At 36.0% G+C, this 26,057-nt stretch carries 27 protein-coding genes; 7 read left to right on the top strand and 20 right to left on the bottom strand.

All coding sequences use genetic code 11. The features are described from left to right. Positions 1 to 126: 126 nt before the first annotated feature. Both dapB and purF read left to right on the top strand, forming a co-directional pair. On the top strand, positions 127 to 888 hold the full coding sequence (gene dapB, locus CSUIS19072_RS06470) for a 4-hydroxy-tetrahydrodipicolinate reductase (protein WP_086236956.1): 762 nt from the start codon (positions 127 to 129) through the stop codon (positions 886 to 888). A 1-nt stretch (position 889) separates the two neighbouring features. Beyond that, entirely contained in the window at positions 890 to 2,230 is a 1,341-nt protein-coding gene (purF, locus tag CSUIS19072_RS06465; RefSeq protein WP_086236957.1) for an amidophosphoribosyltransferase, read from the top strand. 39 nt (positions 2,231 to 2,269) lie between these two features. Here purF and CSUIS19072_RS06460 read toward each other — a convergent pair whose 3' ends face one another. Together CSUIS19072_RS06460 and accB are read right to left on the bottom strand one after the other, a co-directional pair. Then, the gene (locus tag CSUIS19072_RS06460; RefSeq protein WP_086236958.1) at positions 2,270 to 3,607 is read right to left on the bottom strand and encodes an acetyl-CoA carboxylase biotin carboxylase subunit; all 1,338 of its coding nucleotides are present in this window, start codon (positions 3,605 to 3,607) and stop codon (positions 2,270 to 2,272) included. Next, entirely contained in the window at positions 3,604 to 4,050 is a 447-nt protein-coding gene (accB, locus tag CSUIS19072_RS06455; protein WP_086236959.1) for an acetyl-CoA carboxylase biotin carboxyl carrier protein, read from the bottom strand. The genes CSUIS19072_RS06460 and accB overlap by 4 nt, the downstream gene beginning before the upstream one ends. 121 nt (positions 4,051 to 4,171) lie before the next feature. Here accB and dcd point away from each other — a divergent pair, with 121 nt between their 5' ends. Together dcd and pseC are read left to right on the top strand one after the other, a co-directional pair. Further along, a complete protein-coding gene (dcd, locus tag CSUIS19072_RS06450; RefSeq protein WP_086236960.1) occupies positions 4,172 to 4,732 on the top strand; it encodes a dCTP deaminase in 561 nt (186 codons plus the stop codon). Between the two features lie 9 nt (positions 4,733 to 4,741). Continuing rightward, the gene (pseC, locus tag CSUIS19072_RS06445) at positions 4,742 to 5,866 is read left to right on the top strand and encodes a UDP-4-amino-4,6-dideoxy-N-acetyl-beta-L-altrosamine transaminase (protein WP_086293624.1); all 1,125 of its coding nucleotides are present in this window, start codon (positions 4,742 to 4,744) and stop codon (positions 5,864 to 5,866) included. A 39-nt stretch (positions 5,867 to 5,905) separates the two neighbouring features. Here the strand turns inward: pseC and CSUIS19072_RS06440 are convergent, their stop codons facing one another. Genes CSUIS19072_RS06440 through rho form a run of 7 tightly spaced genes read right to left on the bottom strand, consistent with a single transcriptional unit; the run spans position 5,906 to position 12,590 of the window. After that, positions 5,906 to 6,475, bottom strand: a complete 570-nt coding sequence (locus CSUIS19072_RS06440; RefSeq protein ID WP_086236962.1) for a ComF family protein — start codon at positions 6,473 to 6,475, stop codon at positions 5,906 to 5,908. Beyond that, the gene (locus CSUIS19072_RS06435) at positions 6,475 to 7,002 is read right to left on the bottom strand and encodes a hypothetical protein (RefSeq protein ID WP_086236963.1); all 528 of its coding nucleotides are present in this window, start codon (positions 7,000 to 7,002) and stop codon (positions 6,475 to 6,477) included. Before CSUIS19072_RS06435 ends, CSUIS19072_RS06440 begins: the two co-directional genes overlap by 1 nt. A 10-nt stretch (positions 7,003 to 7,012) precedes the next feature. After that, positions 7,013 to 7,672, bottom strand: coding sequence for a hypothetical protein (locus CSUIS19072_RS06430; protein WP_086293626.1), 660 nt, complete (start codon positions 7,670 to 7,672; stop codon positions 7,013 to 7,015). Then, positions 7,669 to 7,875, bottom strand: coding sequence for a 2-hydroxymuconate tautomerase family protein (locus CSUIS19072_RS06425; RefSeq protein WP_086293628.1), 207 nt, complete (start codon positions 7,873 to 7,875; stop codon positions 7,669 to 7,671). Before CSUIS19072_RS06425 ends, CSUIS19072_RS06430 begins: the two co-directional genes overlap by 4 nt. A 46-nt stretch (positions 7,876 to 7,921) precedes the next feature. Then, entirely contained in the window at positions 7,922 to 9,712 is a 1,791-nt protein-coding gene (gene lepA / locus CSUIS19072_RS06420) for a translation elongation factor 4 (protein WP_086236966.1), read from the bottom strand. 7 nt (positions 9,713 to 9,719) lie between these two features. Next, positions 9,720 to 11,264 carry a DNA polymerase III subunit gamma/tau gene (locus CSUIS19072_RS06415; RefSeq protein ID WP_086293631.1) on the bottom strand — a complete coding sequence of 515 codons (1,545 nt, stop codon included), beginning with the start codon at positions 11,262 to 11,264 and terminating at the stop codon, positions 9,720 to 9,722. Between the two features lie 9 nt (positions 11,265 to 11,273). Then, entirely contained in the window at positions 11,274 to 12,590 is a 1,317-nt protein-coding gene (gene rho, locus CSUIS19072_RS06410; RefSeq protein ID WP_086293634.1) for a transcription termination factor Rho, read from the bottom strand. A 233-nt stretch (positions 12,591 to 12,823) separates the two neighbouring features. Here rho and CSUIS19072_RS06405 point away from each other — a divergent pair, with 233 nt between their 5' ends. From CSUIS19072_RS06405 to CSUIS19072_RS06395, 3 genes are read left to right on the top strand one after another with little or no spacing between them, the layout of a single operon-like run. After that, a complete protein-coding gene (locus tag CSUIS19072_RS06405; RefSeq protein ID WP_086293635.1) occupies positions 12,824 to 13,756 on the top strand; it encodes an aspartate carbamoyltransferase catalytic subunit in 933 nt (310 codons plus the stop codon). Next, a complete protein-coding gene (locus CSUIS19072_RS06400) occupies positions 13,756 to 15,036 on the top strand; it encodes a dihydroorotase (protein WP_086236970.1) in 1,281 nt (426 codons plus the stop codon). Before CSUIS19072_RS06405 ends, CSUIS19072_RS06400 begins: the two co-directional genes overlap by 1 nt. Then, complete coding sequence (locus CSUIS19072_RS06395; RefSeq protein ID WP_086236971.1) at positions 15,036 to 15,461, top strand: type II secretion system protein; 426 nt, start codon at positions 15,036 to 15,038, stop codon at positions 15,459 to 15,461. Before CSUIS19072_RS06400 ends, CSUIS19072_RS06395 begins: the two co-directional genes overlap by 1 nt. Before the next feature lie 36 nt (positions 15,462 to 15,497). On the opposite strand, the gene flhB is transcribed toward CSUIS19072_RS06395, so the two are convergent. From flhB to argC, 11 genes are read right to left on the bottom strand one after another with little or no spacing between them, the layout of a single operon-like run. Next, entirely contained in the window at positions 15,498 to 16,574 is a 1,077-nt protein-coding gene (flhB, locus tag CSUIS19072_RS06390; RefSeq protein WP_086236972.1) for a flagellar biosynthesis protein FlhB, read from the bottom strand. Positions 16,575 to 16,583: 9 nt separating this feature from the next. Continuing rightward, positions 16,584 to 17,717: a carboxynorspermidine decarboxylase gene (nspC, locus tag CSUIS19072_RS06385; protein ID WP_086293637.1), complete on the bottom strand. Its 1,134-nt coding sequence runs from the start codon at positions 17,715 to 17,717 to the stop codon at positions 16,584 to 16,586. Between the two features lie 52 nt (positions 17,718 to 17,769). Next, complete coding sequence (gene pth / locus CSUIS19072_RS06380; protein ID WP_086293640.1) at positions 17,770 to 18,315, bottom strand: aminoacyl-tRNA hydrolase; 546 nt, start codon at positions 18,313 to 18,315, stop codon at positions 17,770 to 17,772. After that, the gene (locus tag CSUIS19072_RS06375; RefSeq protein WP_086236975.1) at positions 18,315 to 18,851 is read right to left on the bottom strand and encodes a 50S ribosomal protein L25/general stress protein Ctc; all 537 of its coding nucleotides are present in this window, start codon (positions 18,849 to 18,851) and stop codon (positions 18,315 to 18,317) included. The genes pth and CSUIS19072_RS06375 overlap by 1 nt, the downstream gene beginning before the upstream one ends. A 57-nt stretch (positions 18,852 to 18,908) precedes the next feature. Continuing rightward, positions 18,909 to 19,889 carry a transaldolase gene (locus CSUIS19072_RS06370; protein ID WP_086293641.1) on the bottom strand — a complete coding sequence of 327 codons (981 nt, stop codon included), beginning with the start codon at positions 19,887 to 19,889 and terminating at the stop codon, positions 18,909 to 18,911. Positions 19,890 to 19,898: 9 nt separating this feature from the next. Next, positions 19,899 to 20,522: a phosphoserine phosphatase SerB gene (gene serB / locus CSUIS19072_RS06365; protein ID WP_086236977.1), complete on the bottom strand. Its 624-nt coding sequence runs from the start codon at positions 20,520 to 20,522 to the stop codon at positions 19,899 to 19,901. A gap of 9 nt (positions 20,523 to 20,531) precedes the next feature. Continuing rightward, on the bottom strand, positions 20,532 to 21,032 hold the full coding sequence (locus CSUIS19072_RS06360) for a chemotaxis protein CheW (protein ID WP_086236978.1): 501 nt from the start codon (positions 21,030 to 21,032) through the stop codon (positions 20,532 to 20,534). A gap of 9 nt (positions 21,033 to 21,041) precedes the next feature. Further along, positions 21,042 to 23,369: a hybrid sensor histidine kinase/response regulator gene (locus CSUIS19072_RS06355; protein WP_086293643.1), complete on the bottom strand. Its 2,328-nt coding sequence runs from the start codon at positions 23,367 to 23,369 to the stop codon at positions 21,042 to 21,044. Between the two features lie 10 nt (positions 23,370 to 23,379). Next, the gene (locus tag CSUIS19072_RS06350) at positions 23,380 to 24,336 is read right to left on the bottom strand and encodes a chemotaxis protein (protein WP_086236980.1); all 957 of its coding nucleotides are present in this window, start codon (positions 24,334 to 24,336) and stop codon (positions 23,380 to 23,382) included. Then, a complete protein-coding gene (locus CSUIS19072_RS06345) occupies positions 24,329 to 25,045 on the bottom strand; it encodes a UDP-2,3-diacylglucosamine diphosphatase (RefSeq protein WP_086293645.1) in 717 nt (238 codons plus the stop codon). Before CSUIS19072_RS06345 ends, CSUIS19072_RS06350 begins: the two co-directional genes overlap by 8 nt. Continuing rightward, complete coding sequence (gene argC / locus CSUIS19072_RS06340; RefSeq protein WP_086293647.1) at positions 25,042 to 26,055, bottom strand: N-acetyl-gamma-glutamyl-phosphate reductase; 1,014 nt, start codon at positions 26,053 to 26,055, stop codon at positions 25,042 to 25,044. The genes CSUIS19072_RS06345 and argC overlap by 4 nt, the downstream gene beginning before the upstream one ends. Between the last annotated feature and the right edge of the window lie 2 nt (positions 26,056 to 26,057).

Here is a 26,057-nt window from a genome sequence, read left to right as displayed (position 1 = left end):
TAAATAAAAAATAATTTAAAAAATAAAAAATCAATAATAAAATTTCAAATACTTCAACTTATAAATTTGCTATTTTTATCTTTTTTTGGCTAAAATAAAATCTCAATTTATCCAAAAAGGGCGATGATGATTCATATAGGTTTGCACGGAGCAAGTGGCAAAATGGGAAGCGAGATAATCGCAAATTTAAAAGGGCTTAATAACGCTAAATTATCAGTAGCATACACTATAGAGCCTATGAGCGTAGATGATGGCGTGATAGTTACTGATAAATATAATGTTTTATTTGATAATAGCGATGTGGTTATTGATTTTAGTATAGCAAGTGCTTCTATAAATTTGATAAATTACGCTAGGACAAATCCAAAGCCACTAGTGATTGGCACTACTGGATTGGGCGATGAGGGTATGGAGCTAATCAAACTTGCAAGCTCCACAATGCCAATACTTCAAGCTACAAATATGAGCCTAGGTATAGCGGTGCTAAATCGCCTAACACAGATGGCTAGTAGGGTGCTAAGCGAATTTGATATAGAGATTGTCGAGATGCACCATCGCAATAAAATAGACGCACCAAGTGGCACTGCCTTGACCCTTGGGGAGCATGCAGCAAAGGGTAGAAATCTAAATTTATCTAATGTAAGAGTAAGCGGTCGTGATGGGATAGTTGGAGCTAGAAGTAAAGATGAGATAGCCATAATGGCACTTCGTGGCGGCGATATTGTGGGTAGGCATAGGGTTGGATTTTATAACGATGGGGAGTATATCGAGCTAAATCACACTGCTACTAGTAGAGCTACATTTGCTAAAGGTGCGATAAAAGCTGGAATTTGGCTAGCGGATAAAGAGCCAAAACTATACACAATCTATGATGCTTTAGGGATATAAAATGTGTGCGATAGTAGGAGTGGTAAATTCAAAAGATGCTGCTAAAACCGCTTATTATGGGCTATTTTCTATGCAGCATAGAGGGCAAGAGGCAAGTGGGATTAGCTCAAGTTATAATCACCAAATCAAAACTATTAAAAATAGAGGTTTGGTAACTGAAGTTTTTAGTAGCGATAGCTTTGAGATATTACAAGGGCAGATGGCTATAGGGCATAATAGATATTCAACCGCTGGTAGCGATAGCGTGCTAGATGCTCAGCCAGTCAGTGCGAAATACTCTTTGGGCGAGATTAGTATAGTTCATAATGGAAATTTGATTAATAAATATGAAGTTAGGGAGCGTTTGATTGAAGATGGTGCGATATTTCAATCAAATATGGATACAGAAAATATCTTACATTTAATCGCTAAGAGTAAAAAAGAGAATTTACAAGATCGCATTATAGAGGCTTTGAGGCAGATTGTCGGGGCGTATTGCTTACTGATTTTGAGCCGTTCTAAAATGTTTGTAGTGCGTGATCCATATGGGATAAGACCCCTTAGCATCGGTAGATTAAAAGATGGTGGATATATAGTAGCTAGTGAGAGCTGTGCCTTTGATCTAGTGGGTGCTACATTTGTGCGTGATGTGGCTCCTGGGGAGATGATTATCTTTGAAGAGGGTAAGAGTGCGTTTAAGAGTATTGAGCTATTTGAGCCAAAAGATCCTAGAATTTGCGCATTTGAATATATATATTTTGCTCGTCCTGATAGCATAATAGATGGCAAAAATGTCTATGAGATTAGGAAAAAACTAGGTGAAATTTTAGCCGATAAATCAACCTGTAAGTCTGATTTTGTCATTCCGGTGCCTGATTCTGGTGTGCCAGCGGCCTTAGGATATGCAGCTAGGAGTAAAATTCCATTTGAGATGGCAATAGTTAGAAATCACTATGTGGGTAGGACTTTTATAGAGCCAACTCAAGAGATGAGAAATCTTAAGGTTAAATTAAAATTAAACCCTATGAGTAGCGTTTTAAAAGGTAAAAGCATTGTGGTTATAGATGATAGCATTGTGCGTGGGACAACTAGCAAGAAGATTGTAGAGCTTTTACGCAATGCTGGAGCTAGAGAAATTCATATGAAAATCGCCGCTCCAGAGATCAAGCACCCTTGTAGATATGGCATTGATACTCCAAGCTATGAAGAGCTCATTAGCGCTAGAATGGACGCTATGGATGTTTGTAAATTTATTGGTGCTGATAGTTTGGAGTTTTTAAGCATTGATGAGCTAACTAGCGGTCTAGGAAATGAGCGTAAATATTCGCTTGTAAGCTTTGATGGGGATTATTTTGTAAGTTAGCTTTAAAGTAAATTTGGCTATCTCTAGCCAAATTTGTAATTAATGCTTTGATAGATAGTTAGTATCATACAAGTTATTTACGAAGTCATCATTATTCATCATACCTATATGAAAATCTTTAGTTGTTTTAATACCTTGGATAATTAACTCATCTAAAGCAACCTTCATCTTAGCAATAGCTTTATCTCTATTAGCATCATAAACTATTAGCTTACCTATCATACTATCATAATATGGTGGGACGCTATACCCTTCATAAATATGGCTATCCATTCTGACATTTCTACCGCCAGGGGCTACATATTTTGTGATTTTACCAGGATTTGGAGTAAAACTCTTTGGATCTTCAGCAGTTATCCTACACTCTATAGCATGACCGCTTAGTTTAATATCCTTTTGGTCTAAGAGCTTCTCGCCTTGGGCTATGCGGATCATCCACTCTATAAGGTCTAGCCCACTACACATCTCGCTTACGCAATGCTCGACTTGAAGTCTTGTATTCATCTCAATAAAATAGAATTTATTATCCTTTTGATCATATAAAAATTCAAATGTCCCAGCACCAGCATATCCGATAGCCTTAGCCGCTTTTACTGCTGTTTGGTGTAATTCATCTCTAGTTTTTTCATCTAAAATTATAGCTGGGCTCTCTTCTATTAATTTTTGGTGGCGGCGTTGCATTGAGCAATCCCTTTCGCCTACATGGACTACATTACCATACTCATCGCCTAGGACTTGAACCTCTATATGGCGAGGATTTGAGATATATTTTTCCATATACATTGTGCCATCACCAAAAGCACTCATAGCCTCACTTTCAGCTGACCAAAAGTTTTTTTCTAAATCCTCTTCTTTTTCTACCACTCTCATACCGCGACCGCCACCACCTGCGGCTGCTTTTATGATAACTGGATAGCCGATTTGAGCGGCTAATTTCTTAGCTGTTTCTATATCTTTTATCGCACCATCACTACCTGGAACAACTGGAATTCCAGCTCTCATCATAACTTGCTTAGCTTTGCTCTTATCACTCATTAAAGCCATAGCTTCCACGCTTGGGCCGATAAATTTGATATTGTGCTTATCACAAATTTCTACGAAATTTTGATTTTCGCTTAAAAATCCATACCCTGGAAATATCGCATCAGCCTCGCTAATCTCACACGCTGTGATAATAGCTGGAATGTGTAAATAGCTCTCGCTACTTCTAGCCCCACCTATACAGATACTAGCATCAGCGTATTTGACATAAAGGGCGTCCTTATCAGCTGTAGAATGCACCACAACTGCCTCTTTACCCATCTCTTGTATAGTTCGAAGTGCTCTAAGAGCTATCTCTCCACGATTTGCTATTAAGATTCGCTTAATCTCTCTCATAGTTTCTCAACCTCAAATAGCGCCATGCCAAATTCCACTGGCTGACCATCTGCGATTAAAGCCTTTGTAATCCTACAATCAAACTCCGCTTCAATCTCATTCATAATTTTCATAGCTTCTATAATGCCGATAATATCGCCTTTTCTAACTGTTTGACCTACTTTTACAAAACTTGGCGCACCTGGGCTTGGAGCTATATAAAATGTGCCTACCATCGGTGCATTTAGGGTATCTGTGGCTGATGTGGTTACTGTTTTTTCATTTACTACCACATTAATTGGTGCTGGTGCTGGGATTGGAGGACAAACTGGAGCTGGAGCTACTTGTTCGCAAGGTTCATATTTTTCTAATTCAATTGCAAAATCGCCATTTTTAATTTTGATTTTATTAATGCTTGTCTCATCAAAAAAGCTCATAAGCTCTTTAATTTCATCTTTTGTCATAAATTCTCCTTAAATTGAGTAAAATCTCATAATTTTACCTAAAATATATAAATAATAAGCTAAACTTTAGTTTAAAGTAGAAATTGATATAATGTAGTGATTTAAATTTAAAAGGAAAATTATGGGTTTAAAAAGCGATAAATGGATACGTCAAATGAGTTTAGATCACAAGATGATAACGCCATTTTGTGAAGAGAATATAGGTCGTGGAGTCGTAAGCTACGGGCTTTCAAGCTATGGGTATGATATTAGAGTTGGTAATGAGTTTAAAATTTTTACAAATGTAGGTGGGACTGTGGTAGATCCAAAAAATTTTGATGAGAAAAATGTGGTGGATTTCGTAGGAGATATCTGCATTGTGCCTCCAAATTCATTTGCGTTAGCTAGGACTGTGGAGTATTTTATAATGCCTAGGGATACTCTAGCTATATGCCTTGGCAAAAGCACATATGCAAGGTGTGGAATAATTGTAAATGTAACCCCATTTGAGCCTGGATTTGAAGGTCATATAACGATAGAAATTTCAAATACAACCCCACTTCCAGCTAAAATTTACGCCAATGAAGGGATAGCTCAAGTGCTATTTTTACAAGGTGATGAGATTTGTGAGGTAAGCTACGCTGATAAAAATGGCAAATATCAATCCCAAACAGGAATAACCCTACCAAGAATATTACAATAAGGGCTTAAAATGATGGTTTATAGCAGACAAAAGATAGATGATGATGATATACAAGCTGTGGTAGAAGCACTAAAGAGCGATATGCTTACTTGCGGTAATAGAGTGAGTGAATTTGAAAGTGCTTTGTGTGAGCTTACTGGGGCGAAATTTGCTGTGGCGATGAACTCAGCTACTTCAGCGCTCCATGCTGGTTATATCGCACTTGGTGTGAGTAAAAATGATGAAGTAATCACCACGCCAATTACCTTTGCGGCTACGGCAAATGCGGCTATAATGTGCGGAGCAAATGTCAAATTCGCTGACATTTTACCAAATGGAAATATAGACCCAAAATCTATAAAACCTTTGATAAATGATAAAACAAAGGTTATTACCGCGGTTGATTTTGGTGGTTATCCAGCGGATATAGATGAGATTAAAAATTTGACTAAAAATAGCCAAATCAAAATCATCGATGACGCTAGCCACGCCCTAGGAAGTAGCCGTGATGGGAAGATGGTAGGGAATCTAGCCGATGTGAGTATATTTAGCTTTCATGCGATTAAACCAATTACTACATTTGAAGGTGGGGCGCTGCTAACTAATGATGAAAATATCGCCACATCAGCTAAACTCACACGCTCACATGGCATTATCAAAAAACAGGCTTGGAATATGGATATGATAAAGCTAGGATACAACTACCGCTTAAGCGATGTAGCGTGTGCTTTGGGGCTTAGTCAGATTAAAAAACTTGATAAATTTATAAATAGGAGATATGAAATTGCTAAGATATATGATGATGCTTTTAAAGGCTCAAAATATCTAAAAACTATAGAGATACCAAGCAATATAAGAAGTGCTAGACATCTATATCCAGTGCTTTTAAACTCAAATTTATGGTGCGTAAAAGAGGATATTTATAATGAGCTTCACGCTAGGGGAATTGGCGTACAAGTGCATTATAAACCAACTTATCAATTTAGCTTTTATAAGAATTTATATGGAGAGATTAGGCTTAATGGGGCTGAAGATTTCTATAGGGCTGAGCTTAGCTTGCCATGCCACCAGATGATGAGCGATGAAGATGCTAGATTGATTATATCAAATTTAAATGAAATAATGGAAAAATATAGGTCTAGATGTGCGATTTAACTAAATTTAGGATTAAACTAATCCTAAATTTAAACCGCACTACTCTCTAGCGTCTGCTAAAACTAAGCCAAAAAGCACATTTATCCCAGCTTTTGCTAATACCTTTTTAGCCTCTAGCATACTAGAGCCAGTAGTTATAATATCATCTACTAAGATTACAGGATATTTAATCTGCTTTAAAAGCTGAAATTTGCGTGGATTTTTACGGCGAAACTCTAGAGATTTTCCAGCATATTTGACTTCATTTGTAGCTCGTAAAGCTCTATAAATAGGGGATAATTCTGAATTTGATAGGGCTTTGGCTAAAATTGCAGTGTGAGAGTAGCCACTTTTTATATTATCATCAAGCGCTACTACTGCCACCTTACTCCCAAAGCTAAACTCACTAGCAAATTTAGCTAAACTAAGACTAGCCAAATGCGAAATAACAAAAGAGCCATGCAAATGGTGCTTAGTAGCTAGCAACTCCTTAATATCGCTATATTTATAAAAATAATATACCTTAAATCCATCTACTAATCTACAGCCTTGCTCATACTCGCTAAGTATATTTTGGCAATCTTTACATATCATTTTAAACGATATTTTAGCACATTTAAGGCATCGCATCAACTAGATAAAATAGCCTTGATACTAGCTTCTACCATATCTCTTAACATATCATTAATAAATGGCTCAAATGCCGATGGAATAGGAAGTGGAGTATATCGGCTTTGGGGTTGAGAGATTGTCTTAGTGATAACCTTATCGCCATTTTTAATCTTGATTATCACCTTACTTTGACCTTTTAAATTCTCCCCACTATAGCCACTTAGATTAGCACTAAATTGCACTATCTCTATATCCACGACAATCTCATCGCCATCGCCATTTTTTCCTAATGCTTGATTTAACGCTTTAGCAAAGCTATCTTCTAAGCTTTGAGAGAGTATCACACTATGCTCTACGCTCCCTTTAGAATCTGTAATGGTGGCTACTATACTTTTATTTGGTCTTGTGTCAGTTATGCTATTTATAAGCACTTTTTTATGTATATTCTCACTAGTAACACTATAATCTTTAAGTGTTAAAACCGAGCTAGAACTAGTACAACTTGCTAAAATCAAGATAAAAATAGCAAAAATAACCACTCTCATATCTTAACCTTTAGAAATTTGATACCTCTTGGGCTACTTTATTAGCCGATTGTTTGATAAGCAAATTCATAAACATATCAAAATCGGATGATTGACTAGCATTTAGGTCGCTCACACTCTGAGTTGTAGTGATTAATATCGTTCTTTTTTTATTTATATTTTTGATATTTAGCGTTCCTGATAGCTTGGAATTTAAATAGTTCGCCCCTGGGCTATATGTGCTTCTTATATCGGTAAAATCAAAATCCACTCTATAAGTATAAGGCGATTTGCTGCTATTTTCTACATAAATTCCACGAGATTTTAACTCAGTTGTTAACGCCGCGTAAAAAACTGAGGCGAAATTTTTATCAAATTTAACATTTTTGCCATTTATTTTAACAGATTTTTGCGAATCTGCTAAATCAACCACTTTGTGGATATAGACCTTTTTTAACGCTGCTGATGTATCGATAGTGCGGCTATTTTCACAACAATTAAGCGCTATATCGCTTCTATATAATCTACCATCTATAGTAGTCTCATAGCCCTTTTGTGAGCATGGTTCGCACTTGGTATTTATGCGAAATATCGTATCATAAGACTTCGCACTCTCTGTCCTAGCCGTGCTACTATTCATAGCACAACCACCAAAAATCATCGCCAAAACCAAAATCAAAATTTTTCTCATTTGCTCTCCCTTATAGATTTTATACTTTTAGCCCCTAAGCCGTAATTTTCCATATCTATCTCATCAATGATTACTACGGTGTTAGCTTTGTTTCTACCTAAAATTTGACTTACTAAATCCGTTACGCCCTCTATTAGCTCCGCTTTTTGCTCGGTTGTGGGTTCGCCATTTTCTTTAGTAACCCTAATATTAATATATGGCATTGCTCTCCTTAATCAAAATACTTAGCAAATTCCGTGCCATTTAAATTTAATCTATCTTAAGCACGCTTAAAAATGCCTCACTAGGCAAAGTAACCTTGCCAATAGCCTTCATACGCTTTTTACCCTCTTTTTGCTTTTCAAGGAGCTTTCTTTTGCGAGTTATATCGCCACCATAGCACTTTGCGGTTACATTTTTACCCATTGATTTGACTGTCTCTCTAGCAATTATCTTGCTACCTATACTTGCTTGGATAGCCACCTCAAAAAGCTGTCTTGGGACTATCTCCTTCATTGCTTTTACAAAGTCTCTACCCTTGCTCATCGCCTTTTCTTCAGGAACTATGATGGAGAGAGCATCGACTGTCTCGCCAGCTACTTTTATATCTAGTTTAACTAAATTTCCAACCCTATACTCGCCTAGCTCATAATCAAAACTAGCATAGCCTTTTGTAGCACTCTTTAGCTTATCATAAAAGTCCATAACTATCTCATTCATCGGTATATCATACTCTAAAAGAACTCTTGAAGTGGTGATATAATCCATCTTAGTTTGGATAGCACGGCGTGAATTTAAAAGAGTGATGATATTGCCTAAAAACTCACTTGGAGTGATAATAGTAGCCTTGACATATGGCTCTTTTATATGCTCTATTTTATTAGTTGGTGGTAGTTCGCTTGGATTTTGGATATTTAGCGTAGTCCCATCAGTGCATACTACTTGATAGGTTACAGTCGGAGCTGTGGCTATGAGATCAAGATTAAACTCACGCTCTAATCTCTCCTTTACCACCTCCATATGAAGTAAGCCCAAAAATCCAACTCTAAAGCCAAAGCCAAGAGCTGCTGAAGTCTCTGGCTCATAACTTATAGAGCTATCATTTAATTTAAGCTTATCTAAAGCATCCCTTAAATCTTCAAATTTATCTGTATCTATAGGATATAATCCAGCAAATACAAACGGCTTAGCCTTCTCAAATCCACCTATTGGCTCTGTGGCTCTATTTTTAGCTAGTGTGATGGTATCGCCCACACTCACACTTGCTACATCTTTTAGACCTAAAACCACTACCCCTACTTCTCCAGCTTTTAGCTCATCTGTTTTAATAGGTAAAACTGGATTTGGATACATCAGATCTAATACAATATGCCTTTTATCTGTTCCCATCACATAGACTTCATCGCCCTTTTTAACGCTTCCATCATAGACCCTTACAAGAGCCAAAGCACCTAAATAATTATCAAACCAACTATCGTAAATTAACGCTTTTAATGGCAAATTCAAATCCGCTTTTGGTGGTGGAATTTTGCGAATTATAGTTTCTATTAGCTCTTTTATCCCAACTCCGCTTTTTGCACTCACCTCTAAAGCATTAGAGCAATCAAGCCCAATTATATGCTCTATCTCATTTTTTACTCGTTCAGGATCAGCTGCTGGGAGGTCTATTTTATTTATAACTGGAATAATTTCAAGATTATTTTCTAAAGCTATATAAACATTTGCTATAGTTTGAGCCTCAACACCTTGAGAAGCATCCACTACAAGAAGTGCCCCCTCGCAACTTGCTAAACTTCTACTAACTTCATAGCTAAAATCCACATGCCCTGGAGTATCAATCAAATTTAAAATATAATGCTCTCCATCAAGGGTATAGCTAAGCCTTACAGATTGTGCTTTTATGGTAATTCCACGCTCTTTTTCTATATCCATTGTATCCATTACTTGAGAGCTCATAGATCTCTCATCTACAGCACCGCACTGGCTAATAATGCGATCAGCTAGAGTGCTTTTACCATGATCTATATGGGCTATAATGCTAAAATTTCTTATATTTTTCATAATATTCCTAACTATTTGATATAATTTCTGGCTCCCCAAATAGCCGTTTTAACTCTTTTAAATTTATCTCTTCTTGGCTTAATGATGATTTTAAACTCAACACACCACTTGGCTCATTAATGGCTTTTGGCCCACTATTTTGCGTTTTTGGCTTGTTAATTTGCTGGGTTATTGGTGGCATTGGGGCACGACTTAAAGCGCCAATCTCTTTTGGGGCAACTTTTTGCACATTGAGCTTTATAGAGTCTCCATAAGACGCCTTAACAGCTGGTAAAATCACATCATTATAGTGCTTTCTAGCAAGATCCAGCTGCTCATTACTCATAGCAAATTCAAGCGTCAAAACGCCATTTTCTAAACCTTTTAAACTAACGCACTCATCAAATAAAATACCCAAATCATAGCTTTTATCATATAAAAAATCTACAAAATTTTGATAATCACTCTTTGGCTGGATTGGAGTAGATCTATTTTGTGGCTCTAAATTTGGAGTTATGGGCTTATTTTTTAGCTCCGTTATAGCATCATCTATACTTCTTAGATTAAATGCTTCAACCATCATAAATAAGGTGATAAATAGCACAAATTCAGGATCTGCTAGATTGCTTAGCATTGATTTTGCTTCGCTTAAAATTCTAAAAAATCTCTCAAATATAAGCAAAGAGTATTGGCTATTTTGATGGATAAATTTATATTTTAAATTCTCTATTAACTCATCAATTATCGAGCTAGAATCATAATTTTGTAACTCATTTAAAAGCTTTAAAAGCTCATTTTTATCCCTTGAATTTACCACAGCAAATATCTCATCAATCTTATCTGGATCAAGTAGCCCTAGCATATCTACAATGACCTTGTGTGTAAGCTTTTCGTGTGAATAAATAATCGCTTGATCAAGCAAGGTAAGAGTATCTCTAAGGCTCCCACCGCCACTTCTAGCTAATACTTCTAAGGCTCTTTCTTCAAATTCAATTCCCTCTTTATTTAGTATAAATTCTAAATGCTTAACCACACTAGCTTTAGCTATAGAGTGAAATCTAAAGTGCTGAGTCCGTGATAAAACAGTAGCTGGAAGTTTTAGCGGATCAGTAGTCGCTAAAATAAATTTAACATAATCAGGTGGCTCTTCAAGCGTCTTTAAAAGCGCATTAAAGGCCTCTTTGGTTAGCATATGAACCTCATCAATGATAAATATCTTAAATCTCGCACTACTTGGTGAGTATTTTGTCTGCTCGATTAACTCTCTGATATCATCGATTTTACGATGACTTGCTGCGTCCATCTCTATGATATCCATATGTCGATTTTCATTAGCCATTATACAATTTGGGCAAACTTCGCACGGATGAGCGCTTATACCCTTTTGACACAATAAAGCCTTAGCAAAAATCCTAGCACTACTAGTTTTGCCACTCCCTCTAAGCCCCGAAAATAGATACGCATGGCCTAATCTATTAGAGTCTAAGGCGTGAGATAGGGTATTTGCCACCACATCTTGACCTATTAATTCATCAAAGCTCTTTGGGCGATATTTGAGTGCTAAAGCTTTCAAATTTAGTCCTTATTCGTTCATTATGCTTAAAAGCTCTTTATTGTTCTTGGTTTTTAACATTTTAGAGTATAGAAATTTAAGAGCCTCTATATCATCCATAGTAGCTATAATATTTCGTATAGCCCAAATTTTGCCTAAATCATCGCTACCTTGTAGCAATTCATCTTTTCTAGTGCCAGATTTGAGTATATTTACAGCTGGATAAATTCTGCGATCTGAAATGGTGCGATCTAAGATAATTTCGCTATTACCCGTGCCTTTAAACTCTTCAAATATCACATCATCCATTCTAGAACCTGTATCAATCAAAGCAGTCGCTACTATCGTTAGACTTCCGCCATTTTCTATATTTCTAGCTGCACCAAAAAATCTCTTTGGCTTATGAAGAGCATTGGCATCCACGCCACCGCTTAAAACTTTACCGCTACTTGGCGTTACTGTGTTATACGCCCTCGCAAGGCGGGTTATACTATCTAGCAAGATTACTACATCTTTACCCATCTCTACTAGCCTTTTGGCCTTTTCGATTACCAATTCAGCTACCCTTACATGATTTGACGCTGGTAAGTCAAAAGTAGAGCTAAAGACCTCGCCACGCACGCTGCGTTGCATATCTGTAACCTCTTCTGGACGCTCATCTATTAAAAGCACTATTAGCTCAACTTCTGGGTGATTTCTAGTAATGCCGTGAGCTAACTCTTTCATAAGCTCGGTTTTACCCGTTCTAGGTGGTGCTACTATTAGACCTCGTTGCCCCTTGCCAATTGGAGTAAAAAGATCAAGCACACGACCTGTAAGCTTCATTGGATCATACTCTAATTGAATTTTTTGATTTGGAAATAATGGAGTTAGGTTATCAAATAATGGCCGCTCTTTTGCTTCGGCTATGGATTTATAATTTATAGCTTCTATTTTTAATAGAGCATAATACTTCTCTTGCTCTCTTGGTTCTCGCACCTGCCCTGTGATAATATCGCCAACTCTTAGGGCAAATTTTTTAATCTGGCTTAGGCTGACATATGTATCATTAGCAGAATCGCTCAAATTCGCATCAGTAGAGCGTAAAAAGCCATATCCGCCCTCTACAATCTCTAAAATTCCAGTAAATAAGATAAATCCACCTTGCTTGGTTTGTGCTTTTAAAATTTCAAATACAAGCTCTTGGCGACGAAATTCTCTAGGATTTTGCACACCTACTTCTTCAGCGATTGCTACTAAGCTATCTAAATCTTGAAGTCTAAGCTCTTCTATCTTATAGCCATCAACTGGCGTATGGGTGCGAGTGTGCTGTTTTTTGGTTTGTTGAGTAGTTTCCTTGCTTTCCATTAGTCCTCTTTAAATTATGAATAAATAGCGGTTACAACGAATAGAATTGTAGTTTTAAAGCCTTAATTTTATACAAATTTTATTAAATTGTCAAGGCAAAATTTAAAAATAAAATTTATATATTTTTAATATAATTATTTTTATATTTTATATATCTTTAAATAAAAAAATTTTTTAATTATATTCACAATTAAGCCAAATAAGGATAAAATGCCACACAAAAAGGAGAGAAAATGGCATACTCCAAAAAAGATCTAATCTCTACAAAAGATCTTAGTAGCGATGATATATTTCAAATTTTAAATTTAGCCAAACATTATAAAAATTTAAATCTACAAAATGAGAAAAAATCCCCACTTTTAAAGGGCGTTACGGTTGTAAATTCATTCTTTGAAAACTCCACTAGAACTCGCACAAGCTTTGAAATCGCAGCCAAAAGGCTCTCAAGTGATGCTATTAATTTTACCGCTAGTAGCTCAAGCACCAATAAAGGAGAGACGCTAATTGATACAATCAAAAATATAGAATCTATGAAAACTGATATATTCATTATGCGTCATAGTAGCTCAGGCGCTGCTAAATTCGTAGCTTCTCACACTCCAAGCTGCGTTATAAATGCCGGCGATGGATGTAATGAGCACCCCACTCAAGCCTTGCTAGATCTATTTACTATCTATGAAAAATTTGGCTCATTTGACAATTTGAGTGTATCGATAATCGGCGATATAGAGCACTCTAGAGTAGCAAGGTCAAATATCTATGCTATGCAGACTCTAGGTATCAAAGTTAAGCTATTTGGCCCACCTCAAATGATGCAATATGCTAGAGTTTTTGGCTGTGAAATTTGTAAAGATATGGATGAAGCGGTGCGTGATAGTGACGCTATTATCATGCTTAGAATTCAGCTAGAAAGAAGCGATGATGAGACGCCTTTTCCTAGTATTAGAGAGTATAGTAGATATTTTGGCCTTAGTAAAAGCAGAATGAAACAAGCCAAAGATAACGCTATAATCCTTCATCCAGGCCCAATAAATCGTGGAGTAGAGCTAAATAGCGATGTAGCAGATGATACTAGAATTTCTAATATCTTATCCCAAGTAGAAAATGGCGTGGCGATTAGAATGGCAATATTAGATATAGTATATAAAAATCTCAAAGGATTATAATGAGAACTTTGATTAAAAATGGAATGATAATCAACGCCAATGATAGTAAAAAGGCAAATGTATTAATAGAAAATGACAAGATAGTTGATATTACTCTAGATGAGCCAAAGGCTGATAATATCATTGATGCTAATGGCAAACTCATAATGCCTGGACTTATTGATATTCATGTGCATTTTAGAGATCCTGGATTTGAGTATAAAGATGATATTATAAGTGGTTCTGAAACTGCTGTAGCTGGGGGTGTAACTGCTTGTTGCCCTATGGCAAATACAAATCCAGTAAATGATAACGCCACAATCACTAGAGATATGATAAAAAAGGCTAAAAAACGAGGCCTAATAGACCTAATGCCAATAGGAGCCATAACAAATGGTATGAAAGGTGGCGGTATCACTGAGATGGGCGAGATGAGCGAGGCTGGATGCGTGGCATTTAGCGATGATGGATTGCCAGTAAGCTCTAGTGATGTTATGCGAGCTGCGCTTGAGTATTCAGCATTTCATGGCTCATTTATTATAAACCACTCTCAAGATTGCTCACTATGTAGAAATGGACATATGAATGAGGGGTTAATGTCTATGAAACTAGGCATAAAAGGTATGCCAAGAGAGCAAGAGGAGATTATGATAAGCCGCGATATGCTCCTAGCTAAGCTAACTGGCGGACATATTCACATAGCTCATGTAAGTAGCGGATGGAGCTTAAAACTCATCGAAACTGCCAAAAAAGAGGGTATAAATATAACTTGTGAAGTCTGTCCACACCACTTTACATTTGATGATAGCTACCTTGAAGGCTATGATACAAACTACAAAATGTCTCCACCACTTCGCACTAAAGATGATGTCAAGGCGATGAGAGAGGGGCTAAGAAATGGTATAATAGATATAATCTGCACAGATCACGCTCCACACCATTTAGATGAGAAAGAGAGGGAATTTGATAAGGCTCCATTTGGAATTTTAGGTCTTCAAACCTTAATTCCGCTTACTTTAAATTTAGTTAGAGATGGAGTTATAAGCTTAAATAAGATGGTAGAGCTTACAAGCCTAAATCCAGCTAAGCTATTAAAACTCAATGATAGGGGCAAAATCGAGATAGGATATTTGGCTGATATTGCCATAGTTGATCCTGAATTTGAGTATATTTATGATGAAAATTTAAATAAATCCAAATCCAAAAACTCACCACTTTTAGGCAAAAAACTAAAAGGAGCCGCTATAAAAACTATAAAATCAGGAAAATTAGTATATGATTTTCCAAATGTGGTGGCGTGATGAGAAGTGCATTTACTATGATTGAGCTGGTTTTTGTGATTGTGGTACTAGGGATTTTAGCTAGTATTGCTGCGCCTAAATTTATAGCTACTAAAGATGACGCAAGTGCTATGGTCTCTGCTACTTTGCTAAAAGATACCATTGTTCAGCTAACAGCATACTATACGATAAATGGCAAACTTCCATCTGGTGAGCTAAAATCTCAAAGCAATTTAGATAAACTAGCCCCAACTTACAAAAAATCATATGATAAAAATGAAGCTTGGATAAGGTGCCTAAATATCACGCTTGCAAGCGATACTATTAGTGTTGATGATGCTAGTAATTCAAGCGAGCCATTATGCAAAACTTTAGTTAAAATTCCAGCTGTTAAGGATTGGATTGATAATAATATCACGCTAAGTGGTGGTGGAATATTTGATTAATAATCTGCGTAAATGGCTATAAATTTTAATAAATTTCTAACCATTTAGCCTTTTGGCGAATTTGCTCTTATTACCTAAATACACAAATGTCAGCACCTCAGCTACTGCTTTAAATAGATTAGCTGGAATTTGATCATCTACATCGCACAAGCGGTATAATTCACGAGCTAGTGGCGGATTTTCCACTATTTGCACCCCATGCTCAATCCCAATTTGCCTAATACGAAGTGCCAAATGATCTGCTCCCTTAGCTAATACAATAGGTGCAGACTCCTTATCCTTATCATAGCGGATCGCCACAGCATAGTGGGTTGGGTTGGTGATAATGGCATCGGCTGCTGGGATATTTTGCATCATACGCTTTTTGGCTGCTTGCATCTGTAGCTGACGGATACGTCCCTTAACTCTAGGATCTCCATCCATCTGCTTATACTCATCTTTTACCTCTTGCTTAGACATTCTAAGCCCTTTGAAATATTGATACCTTACTATAAATATATCAGCAACTGCAATAATCAAAAAAAGCAATAGCATAATCCCAGCTAAAATAAACATCTTATCTCTAAGCCATACAAGCTGGTCAAACATCGTATAAAACATCGTATAAGGAAGCTCTGTGATAAACTGCAAAAATACATAAAAAGCACAACCTAATATGGCTGAAACTTTAATTAAAATTTTTGCTGTTTCAACTGCCTTTTTAAGCGAAAAGAGATTTCCAAGACCTTTGATTGGATCAAGCTTAGAAAAATTTGGCATTAAAGGCTCAGTGGTAAAAATAAAACCAAACTGCATAACATTTGAGATAATCCCAGCAATCATCACGCAAATAAGCAAGGGCAAAAGTATAAGCAAACATTGAAAAATAGAGTGGATAACAATTTTAAAAAATAGCTCTCTAGTAAGTGGTGTGCCGATAAGATCTTGATAATATAGATATAAATTCATCACCCTATCGCCCATAAATCCCATCAAAGCAATAAGAGCTACGCACCCCACAAGCAAGGTGACAAATCCACTAACATCTTGGGATTTAGGGACATTTCCTTTATTCCTAGCATCCTCAATCTTTTTAGCGGTGGCTTCTTCGGTTTTTTCTTGATCGTCTGCCATCTAGCCTACTTAATTTCTATTAGCATAATCTTCATACCCAAATTCACGCCAAACCACCACATCACCACTCTCATCAATCATAGCTAAGCTTGGGAGTTTAACGCCATTAAAAGTGGTGTTTTTTACTATTGTGTAGTGAATTTGATCTTCAAAAATTATCTTATCGCCAATATTTATAGGATTATCAAATTTATAAATTGGATCCCCAGCTTCAGCTCCGACAATATCCCCAGCTAAGCAAGTTGCCCCACCAAATCTATAGCTAAATTTGCCATTTTGGCTCTCATTTCTAATCTTTGGACGATATGGCATTAAGATAGTATCTGGCATATGGCACTCAGCTGAAGCATCTATAATGCAAATTTTTTGCTCATTATCAACTATATCTAGCACAGTGGCAATCAAAAATCCACACTCCCAGCCCACAGCTTCACCGGGCTCGATATAGACTTCAACATTATACTTTTTAGAAAAATTCTTAATAAGCCTAATAAGCAATTCTACATCATAACCAGCCTTTGTGATATGATGACCACCTCCAAAATTTACCCACTTCATACGCGATAAAATCTTACTAAACTGCTCTTCAAAAGCCTTTAAAACCATCTCCAAGCTCTTAGCACTCTCTTCACAAAGTGCGTGAAAATGGAGCCCATCAATCCCATCTATATTATCAAATTCAAAATTCTCCCTAGTAATACCCAATCTAGAAAATCTACCACACGGATTATACATATCAGTTGGGCTAGCTGAGACATTTGGATTTACTCTTAGGCCTATACTTGCGTTACTATTTTTAGCCTTTGTAGCAAAGTGTCTCCACTGGTTAAAACTATTAAAAACCACATGATTACTAATGCTTAGCACCTCATCGATCTCATCATCTTTAAAGGCTGGAGAGTATGTGTGTATCTCCTTAAAACCATGCTCTTTGGCATATTGAGCTTCGATTAAGCCACTACAAGTAGCACCACCTAATATAGATGAGGTAAGTGGCATACCAGGAGAAAATGCAAAACCTTTAAGAGCACAAAGCACCTTAGCTCCGCTTGTTTGAGCGACATAATTAAGCAGATTTAAATTTGATTGAAGTTTGCTCTTTTCACAGACATATGCTGGAGTTTTGATATCTTGTAATCTCATATTATTCCTAAATTTAATTGGGGTATTATATCAAATTTAGATTAAGATATTTTTAAGCCTTAAGTGTAAATTTAGATGAGATTGCCACTATATCTTTTGAATTTACTAAAGCCAAAATAGCCTCTTTAGCATGAGATAATATCCCATCAAGCTTTTTCATCTCATCGCTATCAAACTTGCCTAAAACATAATCAATCACGCTTTTATCACTACGACCTATACCTATGCGGACTCTATCATAGCCATTGCCTATTAGTTTATCTATGGATTTGATGCCATTGTGGCCACCACTACTGCCACCATTTTTAAATCTCATCGCCCCAAAAGCTATATCAAGCTCATCATGAACGACAATAATCTGGCTAGGCTTATAAAAATCATTTACAGCTTTTAAGGAGTTACCACTAGCATTCATATATGTAGATGGTTTAAGAAGGAGAAGGGAGCCTTTTTTATATAGCTCACCTTGAAATTTAGCTGAACTTACATCGCTATAACCGCCATCTTTAAGCATAAGGTCAATTAGCATAAATCCAACATTATGGCGAGTATTTTCATACTCTTTGCCAATATTGCCTAGCCCAGCTATTAGGGTCATTACTTAGCTTTTACTACACCTAAAACGGCTACACGACCCGCATCTATAATGCGAACATTTTGTGGAGCCTTAATATCACGAACTAATATTGTATCATCTATATCAAGTGGAGATACATCTACTTTAAAGCTATCTGGAAGGTCTTTGCCTTTACATTTGACTTTTAAACGCTTTTTAGATTGTAGTAAAACACCTTTGTTTTTAATACCAGCTGGAGTGCCAACAGGAATAACTGGGACTAAATATTTTGATTCAACATCTGGTAAGACAACTTTTAAATCAACATGTTTTAAAATACTTGTTACTGGGTGTTTTTGATAATCAACCACTACAACATTATAGGTTTTACCACCTACACTTACATCAAATTTCAAACCGCTTTTAGCCTTTACAGCTTTGATAAAATCATTTACTTTAAAAGCAGCATTGATATTTTCAATACCTTTTGCGTAAATGTTGGCGATTAGATAACCATCTTTTCTAAGAGCTTTAGTGCTTCTTTTGTCAATACTCTCTCTAACAATGCCTTCTAACATTATCTTTCCTTAAAATAAAATAGTTGGCAATTATAGCCAAAAAATATAAATTTAAACTTATGATAGCGACGCTAAAATCTCATCAAAAGCCGTTACAAACGCCTCTAAACCATCATCTAAAAGCTCTGAACAAACTCTATTATAATCTATACCAAGCACCTTTGCATTTGCCATAAATTTAGATATTTCATCATCGCTTGGCAAAGCTTTAGCCCTAAAATCGCCACTAGCGATAAAAGCTTTGATGGTATCAAGTGGCGCTGTATTTATAGAATTTGGATATAAAAGCTCTTTGATATAGTAATCTGCTGGCAAACTCCCATCCTTAACGCCTGTGCTTGCAAATAGAGTTCTTACATTACTCTGATTTGCATTTTGGATTTGATTATATATGCTTGTTGCGTTATAAATCCCAAATTTAGCTCTATCTTCGAGCCTATCATCAAGCAATCTATCAAAGCGACTTACAAATACGCTAATTACCCCTTGTGGCAAAGTGGTTTGCGGAAATCTTTTGCTATATTTTTTCGTTCCTTCTTTAAATGCCTCTAGGCACTCTTTGGCTTGAGAATTAGAAAAAATAAGCGTAGCATTGACATTAATTCCTTTTTTCATTAGCTCACTCATCGCTTCAAATCCAGATGAAATAGCTGGGATTTTAATCATCACATTTGGCATTTTAATTGTATTATATAGCCTTTTGCCCTCTTCTACAATATCGCTTGTTAAAATTAAATTTGGATCTATCTCGATACTGACAAAGCCATCATCGCCTCTTGCGTAATTACCAAGCAACTTAGTAGCTGCCATTTTAATATCATTTGTAGCTAAAATTTCATATAGTTTTTTTGGATCTTTTTTTCTAAATTTATCCTTTAACTCACTATAGGCTTTTGAGCTACAAATAGCATTTTTAAATATGCTTGGATTGCTTGTAGCGCCGTTAATTACGCTATTTTGGATTAGCTCTGTAAAATTTGAATTTATAAAATCACGCTCTAAAAAATCACACCAAAGAGAGAAATTAATCTCTTTCATTTTCTACCTTTATATAATCTTTTTAATCTCGTTTAAGTCTTTAATATCTATTATATGAGTAGCAGCGTCTTTTAATACCTGATTTGCACAAAAGGCAATACCGGTGCTAGCTTCTTTAAACATAGATATATCATTTGCCCCATCGCCCACACAAGCTACTTCATCTTTATTTAAACCTAAAAAATCTTTAAGTCTTTTAAGCATCTTACCCTTAGAGTCGCCAAACATCATCTCTCCGCCTACATTGCCAGTTAAAATTCCATTTTTATGGTGGAGTTCATTGGCAAAATTTATATCAAAGCCTAGTTTATTTTGTGCTATATCTGTTGCTATATGAAATCCACCGCTAAATACAACTATCTTAATATTTTTGGATTTTAAATATGAGATAATATCACTTGCACCAGTGATAAATGGTAAATTTGAAGCAATTTCTAAGGCTCTATTAAGCTCTAAGCCCTCAATCAATCTAACTCTTTTTATAAGACTTTCATAAAAATCAAGCTCACCTGCCATAGCTCTAGCAGTGATCTCGCCCACCTCTTTTTCTTTACCCATCGCTCTTGAGAGGATGGTAATAGTCTCACCATCCATAAGAGTAGAATCAAAATCAAAAACACAAAGTTTTATCATTTAAATGCCTTAAAAATCACGCTTTAATAAAGATTCAACCTTTAATATAGTTAAGATATTATTATCTCTTTTACCGATACCTTGTATCATTCCTTTATCTTTAGCTAGAGTTTCAGGCGGCTGGTCTATTTGATTTGTATTTATTCTAATAGCCTCTGTAAGCCTATCTATGACAAAACCAGCGATATTTTCGCTATCTTGCATAACGATATATCTGGTATTTGCTGTCATTTTACTAGGTTCAAGATTAAATCTAATTCTTAAATCTATCAAAGGGATAACACTACCCCTAAGATTAAACACACCAAGCACATATGGTGGCACACTAGGAACTCTAGTGTATTCAATTGGCTTGATAATCTCTTTTATATATAAAATTGGAATAGCAAACTCCTCATCACCAACGATAAAGCCTACGAGTTGTTCTATCTCTTCTCTATCTTTTATATTTTCAGGTTCGCTTATTTGCTGTTTTTGCCTTTGTAAAACTTCACCTAATTTATCGCTCATTTTACTTCCTTACACTAGCTTTATATTTTTTCTTACGACATTTTCTAAGTATTCTGGAGAGTATGGTTTAGTAATATACTCAGTCATACCTACTTCTACGCCCCTTAAGCGGTCGCTTTTACTTGTTCTACTTGTAACTGCAATTAGTGGCAAATTGCGATATTTAGAGTATTTTCTAATCTCTCCAGCCAATGTATAACCATCCATTCTAGGCATCTCAATATCTATAAGCATTGCATCTATGCTGTGATCTCCTGATTTGACAATATTTAACGCTTCAATACCATTTGTCGCTTCTATCACAGTTACACCAATTGGTTCAAGTGATTTTTGCATAATTGTCCTATCCATCTTAGAGTCATCAACAATTAAAACTTTATAATCACTTGGTTTTTCTTTTTTAGCCATTTGAGCGTTTGATTCCATACTAGCTCTAATATCTATTTTAATCTCTTTTGCCATATCCATTATCATACCAACATCGACAATTAGTGTTACCTTACCATCACCCCTAATGGTACCACCAGCAATTCCGCGAATATTTTGTAAATAATTTCCAAGAGATTTAATAACGATCTCCTCTTGACCAATCAAGCTATCAACTATAATACCAAGCTTACTATCAGCAACATTAATTACAACTACATATGTTTGATCGCCGCTTTCAAATATCTGCTTAACACCGAATAGATCACTAAGTCTAACAAGGCTAAGAACTTCATCTCTAAGTCTAAGGACATTTTTACCCTCGATTGTATAGATATTATCTACTGGGACTCTTACTGTTTCTTTAACGCTTGCTAGTGGGATAGCATAGAATTCCTCTTGAGAGCCTACTAATAGGGATTGTATAATTGCTAGAGTTAGTGGAATTTTAAGCTTCATAATTGTGCCTTTTCCAACTTCGCTCTCTATATCAATTATACCATTTAATTTCTCAATATTTGTCTTAACGACATCCATTCCCACGCCACGACCGCTAACATTGGTAACTTGCTTAGCCATAGAAAATCCTGGCTTAAATATAAGCGAATATGCCTCTTTATCGCTCATACTATCTATTTCTCTTTCTGTGATTATGCCTCTTTCAAGAGCTTTCATCTTCACAGCTAAAGCATCAATCCCTTTACCATCATCTACTATCTCAACAACGATATGATTTCCCTCATTATAAGCTTTTAGTTGGATTACGCCTTTTTCAGGTTTTCCAGCTGCTAACCTATCTTTAGGATCTTCAATGCCATGGTCGCAAGAATTTCTAATTATATGAACAAGCGGATCGCCGATCTCTTCGACAATTGATTTATCAAGTTCTGTCTCTTCACCGCTTATTTCTAGATCAATTTGTTTGCCTAGCTCACGGCTTAGATCACGCACCATTCTTGGGAATTTATTAAATACCTTAGCAATTGGTAGCATTCTTGTTTTCATAACAGCAAGTTGAATATCAGTAGTTACTAAGCTTAATTGGCTTACAACTTGATTTAACTCTTCTAAGAACTTCTCTCCTTCATATCTCTCTTCTACATCATCATAAATTTTAAGGAGTCTATTTTTGCCAAGAACTAATTCACCAATCAAATTCATCAAATTATCAAGTCTTTTTACCTCAACCCTAATAGTTTGCTCTACTGCTGATGAGCTAGAGTGGGCTGGAGTTTGCTCTTTTGATGATTTTGGAGCTTGTGGTTTAGGCGATTGGGCTTGCTCTTTTGGAGCTGGTTGCTCACTGCTTTGCTTTTGTTTTTCTCTTCTGGCTTGATCTTCGGCTTTGCGAACTTTAAGAAGTCTTTCAATTTCAGCTTCTACCTCATCTTCGCTTAAGCTATTTACATCTACTTCTGGCTCAGCTTCTTGCTCTTGTGCTGGAGCTTCTTTTGTTTGAGCTGGGAGCTCTTCTTTTGGCTCATCTTTAGTAGTAGATGCACTGCTAACCTCTGGAGTTCTACCTTCGTTAATGACTGTAAGTCTATCGCATATATCAGATATACTCACACCAGCATCAGTATCATTTCCACGCTCTCTAATACTTCTTAAAAGTGCTTTCATCATATCAACTGATTCTAAAACCACATCCATAATATCTGGAGTAATCTTTAACTCCCCATGGCGAGCTTTATTTAACACATCTTCCATATGGTGAGTAAGTTTTGTTAAGACATCAAAATTTAAAAATGATGAGCTACCTTTTACTGTGTGAGCAACACGGAAAATACGATTTAATAGCTCTAAATCCTCAGGATTAGACTCTAGCTCAACCAAATCATGATCTATTTGCTCAATAAGCTCAAATGCCTCAACTAAAAAGTCTTCTAGTATTTCTTGCATATCATCCATAAATCACCTCTTAACTAATATATTTTTTGCGTGATTCAATCACTCTTGAAACAGCTGAATAAAACTCTGTGGCATTAAATTTGGTTAAGAATACATCTCCGCCAGCATCTTTGCCATGAATTTCGCTAAATTCATTACTCAATGATGAGTTAAAGATAATAGGAATATTTGTAAATCTCTTATCATCTTTTACATTTGCAGCGAAGTGGAATCCATCCATTTGTGGCATCTCAACATCGCTTATAATCACACGAAGATTATCTTCTAAATCATCTTTATACATTGAGTATAGGTCGTTTAGTTTCTCTAGCCCTTCTACGCCATCTTTGGCCTCAACTACTCTTAAGCCCATCTTAGTAAGTGCTTCGCTAACAAGCCTTCTAGCAGTCAAACTATCATCTAAGATAAGAGCAACGCCACTAAATTTATGTATATCGCCAACTTCAACTTCCATTTTTGGCTGATAAATTCCAAGCTCTTCTACAATGCTCTCAAGATCTAAAATCAGCAAAACATCATCATTTTCTATTCTTGTTACGCCAGTAATTTTGGATTTATCCAATGTCCCAGTACCGGCACTTCCAGCAAAATTAGCTGGCTCTATATCTTTCCAATTAATGCGTCTAATTCTCTTTGCTTCATGGACGATAAAACCGATAAAAATATTGCTAAATTCAGCAATGATAACTCTAGGTTTTAAAATTGCCTCTTTTGGCTCTTCAATCTGCATCCATTTAGCAAGATTGATAACGGGGATAACAACTCCACGAAGGTCAAAAATCCCCTCAATATAATCAGGCACACCTGGTAGTTCGGTGAGATTTGGCATCTTTATGATCTCTTTGACCTTAGCGACATTAACGCCATATATACCTTCATATATAGCATCTTTGCCTTGTTTTAAGATACGAAAATCAACAAGCTCCATCTCATTCGAACCCGTTTTTAAGATATTATCATCAAACATTTGGGCTCCTTATAAGTTGAAATTTAATTTCATCGGCGTATTCTACAATAAAATATCTACGCTCAGACGCAAAACAAGGTAAATTTATATAATCTTTTGAATTTATCTTAAATTTAACACCTTGATGATAGTGCCCCTCGATAATAATATCAGCCTTATATTTATCTATTTTTTGAGTTATAATCTCTTTGAAATTTGGTATTTTATAGGATAAATTCTTATCTTTTTGAGTAGATAAAATCCACTTAGTTATCTTAAATTTAAAAATCCCATCAAGAAAATCCATAAATTTTAAAAATATACAATTACGCAAAAATTTCAATATATTTTGCGTAAAAAATCCCAAAAATATATCCCCATGAGCTATGGCCACACGCTTATTATCAAGGGTAAAAATAGCTGGTTGCGATGAGATAGGATATAACATAATATTTGGGAAAATTGAGCCAAGATTAAAGTCGTGATTACCCTCAAAATAGTGTATTTGCGTCTTTGTAGAGAGTAAATTTAACTCATCAATCCACTCCTTATAAACCACTTGAGTATGGCGCGCAGAGCTTAAAAAATCAAAAATATCACCAACTAAAAATATCTGCGGTGGTATCTTTAAAATGCCTTTATTAAAGGCTTTAATGAGTTTTAAAAACTCAAAGCGTTTTATATTTTCATGAGCATCAGCTATAAAAATCGCCCCATCTAAAATTCTCATATAGAATTCCCAATAACTGGCAAAGCAACCGCCTCATCTATCCCCATTATCAAATTAGCATTTGCTAAGGCCTGAGATGAAGCACCACGAAGTAGATTATCTATGCTAGAATTTATCCAAATTTTCCCATCTTTATTCATAGCAAAAATATCGCAAAAATGCGTCCCAGCTACATCTTTTATAGATACTGGCTCTGTGCGAATGCGTATAAATCTCTCATCTTTATAAAAATCTTTTAAAACACTCAACGGATCAATACCCTTAAATTCAGGTTTTAAATACCCATAGCTACTTACTAGCATTCCACGACTAAGCGGGATTAAATGCGGCACAAACATCACATCAATATCAGTATTATAAGCCAAATTTAAATGCTCCTTAATCTCATCACTATGCCTGTGAGTAAGTGGCGAGTAAGCGTTCATATTCTCATTTACGCTGATGAAATGGCTACTAGGCTTTAGGCTTTTTCCAGCTCCGCTTAGACCACTTTTAGCGTCTATCATCACGCCAAATTTACTATCAATCATATTAGCAAATGGCAACAAAGCTAAAAGCGAACAAGTAGGATAACACCCTGGATTTGCTATTAAATTTGCGTTTTTGATCCTGTCTCTATTTATCTCCACTAGTCCATAAACGGCCTCTTTTAGCCCATCTAAATCGATATGAGAGCAGTAATTTTTCTCATAATTTTCCTGGCTTACTCTATAATCAGCTGAGAGATCTACTATCTTTACGCCACTTTTTCTAAGTTTGCTAGCTAAACTCATAGCCTCTTTATGCGGCAAAGCCAAAAATACCAAATCGCATCTAGCTTTTATCTCATCAGCATTTGCCACCTCAATTGGCATATCGATCACGCCTTTTAAACTACTAAAGCTATCAGATAACTTCCCGCTACTACTAGTCCCAGCATAACAAAGCTCAAAATTTGGATGAGCCACCAGCATTTTAACCAGCTCAAGCCCGGTATATCCGCTAATACCAACTACCCCTACTCTTATCATAT

The sequence above is a fragment of the Campylobacter sp. RM19072 genome, assembly GCF_024723485.1.
Classification (GTDB): Bacteria; Campylobacterota; Campylobacteria; order Campylobacterales; family Campylobacteraceae; genus Campylobacter; species Campylobacter porcelli.
The sequence above is the reverse complement of the archived record's forward strand: the minus strand, read 5'-3'. Positions and strand labels throughout refer to the sequence as shown.

Excerpts from the sequence above, each read along its gene's own strand:
- dapB (WP_086236956.1), top strand. The coding sequence starts at position 127 with ATGATTCATATAGGTTTGCACGGAGCAAGTGGCAAAATGGGAAGCGAG.
- purF (WP_086236957.1), top strand. The coding sequence starts at position 890 with ATGTGTGCGATAGTAGGAGTGGTAAATTCAAAAGATGCTGCTAAAACC.
- CSUIS19072_RS06460 (WP_086236958.1), bottom strand. The coding sequence starts at position 3,607 with ATGAGAGAGATTAAGCGAATCTTAATAGCAAATCGTGGAGAGATAGCT.
- accB (WP_086236959.1), bottom strand. The coding sequence starts at position 4,050 with ATGACAAAAGATGAAATTAAAGAGCTTATGAGCTTTTTTGATGAGACA.
- dcd (WP_086236960.1), top strand. The coding sequence starts at position 4,172 with ATGGGTTTAAAAAGCGATAAATGGATACGTCAAATGAGTTTAGATCAC.
- pseC (WP_086293624.1), top strand. The coding sequence starts at position 4,742 with ATGATGGTTTATAGCAGACAAAAGATAGATGATGATGATATACAAGCT.
- CSUIS19072_RS06440 (WP_086236962.1), bottom strand. The coding sequence starts at position 6,475 with ATGCGATGCCTTAAATGTGCTAAAATATCGTTTAAAATGATATGTAAA.
- CSUIS19072_RS06435 (WP_086236963.1), bottom strand. The coding sequence starts at position 7,002 with ATGAGAGTGGTTATTTTTGCTATTTTTATCTTGATTTTAGCAAGTTGT.
- CSUIS19072_RS06430 (WP_086293626.1), bottom strand. The coding sequence starts at position 7,672 with ATGAGAAAAATTTTGATTTTGGTTTTGGCGATGATTTTTGGTGGTTGT.
- CSUIS19072_RS06425 (WP_086293628.1), bottom strand. The coding sequence starts at position 7,875 with ATGCCATATATTAATATTAGGGTTACTAAAGAAAATGGCGAACCCACA.
- lepA (WP_086236966.1), bottom strand. The coding sequence starts at position 9,712 with ATGAAAAATATAAGAAATTTTAGCATTATAGCCCATATAGATCATGGT.
- rho (WP_086293634.1), bottom strand. The coding sequence starts at position 12,590 with ATGGAAAGCAAGGAAACTACTCAACAAACCAAAAAACAGCACACTCGC.
- CSUIS19072_RS06405 (WP_086293635.1), top strand. The coding sequence starts at position 12,824 with ATGGCATACTCCAAAAAAGATCTAATCTCTACAAAAGATCTTAGTAGC.
- CSUIS19072_RS06400 (WP_086236970.1), top strand. The coding sequence starts at position 13,756 with ATGAGAACTTTGATTAAAAATGGAATGATAATCAACGCCAATGATAGT.
- CSUIS19072_RS06395 (WP_086236971.1), top strand. The coding sequence starts at position 15,036 with ATGAGAAGTGCATTTACTATGATTGAGCTGGTTTTTGTGATTGTGGTA.
- flhB (WP_086236972.1), bottom strand. The coding sequence starts at position 16,574 with ATGGCAGACGATCAAGAAAAAACCGAAGAAGCCACCGCTAAAAAGATT.
- nspC (WP_086293637.1), bottom strand. The coding sequence starts at position 17,717 with ATGAGATTACAAGATATCAAAACTCCAGCATATGTCTGTGAAAAGAGC.
- pth (WP_086293640.1), bottom strand. The coding sequence starts at position 18,315 with ATGACCCTAATAGCTGGGCTAGGCAATATTGGCAAAGAGTATGAAAAT.
- CSUIS19072_RS06375 (WP_086236975.1), bottom strand. The coding sequence starts at position 18,851 with ATGTTAGAAGGCATTGTTAGAGAGAGTATTGACAAAAGAAGCACTAAA.
- CSUIS19072_RS06370 (WP_086293641.1), bottom strand. The coding sequence starts at position 19,889 with ATGAAAGAGATTAATTTCTCTCTTTGGTGTGATTTTTTAGAGCGTGAT.
- serB (WP_086236977.1), bottom strand. The coding sequence starts at position 20,522 with ATGATAAAACTTTGTGTTTTTGATTTTGATTCTACTCTTATGGATGGT.
- CSUIS19072_RS06360 (WP_086236978.1), bottom strand. The coding sequence starts at position 21,032 with ATGAGCGATAAATTAGGTGAAGTTTTACAAAGGCAAAAACAGCAAATA.
- CSUIS19072_RS06355 (WP_086293643.1), bottom strand. The coding sequence starts at position 23,369 with ATGGATGATATGCAAGAAATACTAGAAGACTTTTTAGTTGAGGCATTT.
- CSUIS19072_RS06350 (WP_086236980.1), bottom strand. The coding sequence starts at position 24,336 with ATGTTTGATGATAATATCTTAAAAACGGGTTCGAATGAGATGGAGCTT.
- CSUIS19072_RS06345 (WP_086293645.1), bottom strand. The coding sequence starts at position 25,045 with ATGAGAATTTTAGATGGGGCGATTTTTATAGCTGATGCTCATGAAAAT.
- argC (WP_086293647.1), bottom strand. The coding sequence starts at position 26,055 with ATGATAAGAGTAGGGGTAGTTGGTATTAGCGGATATACCGGGCTTGAG.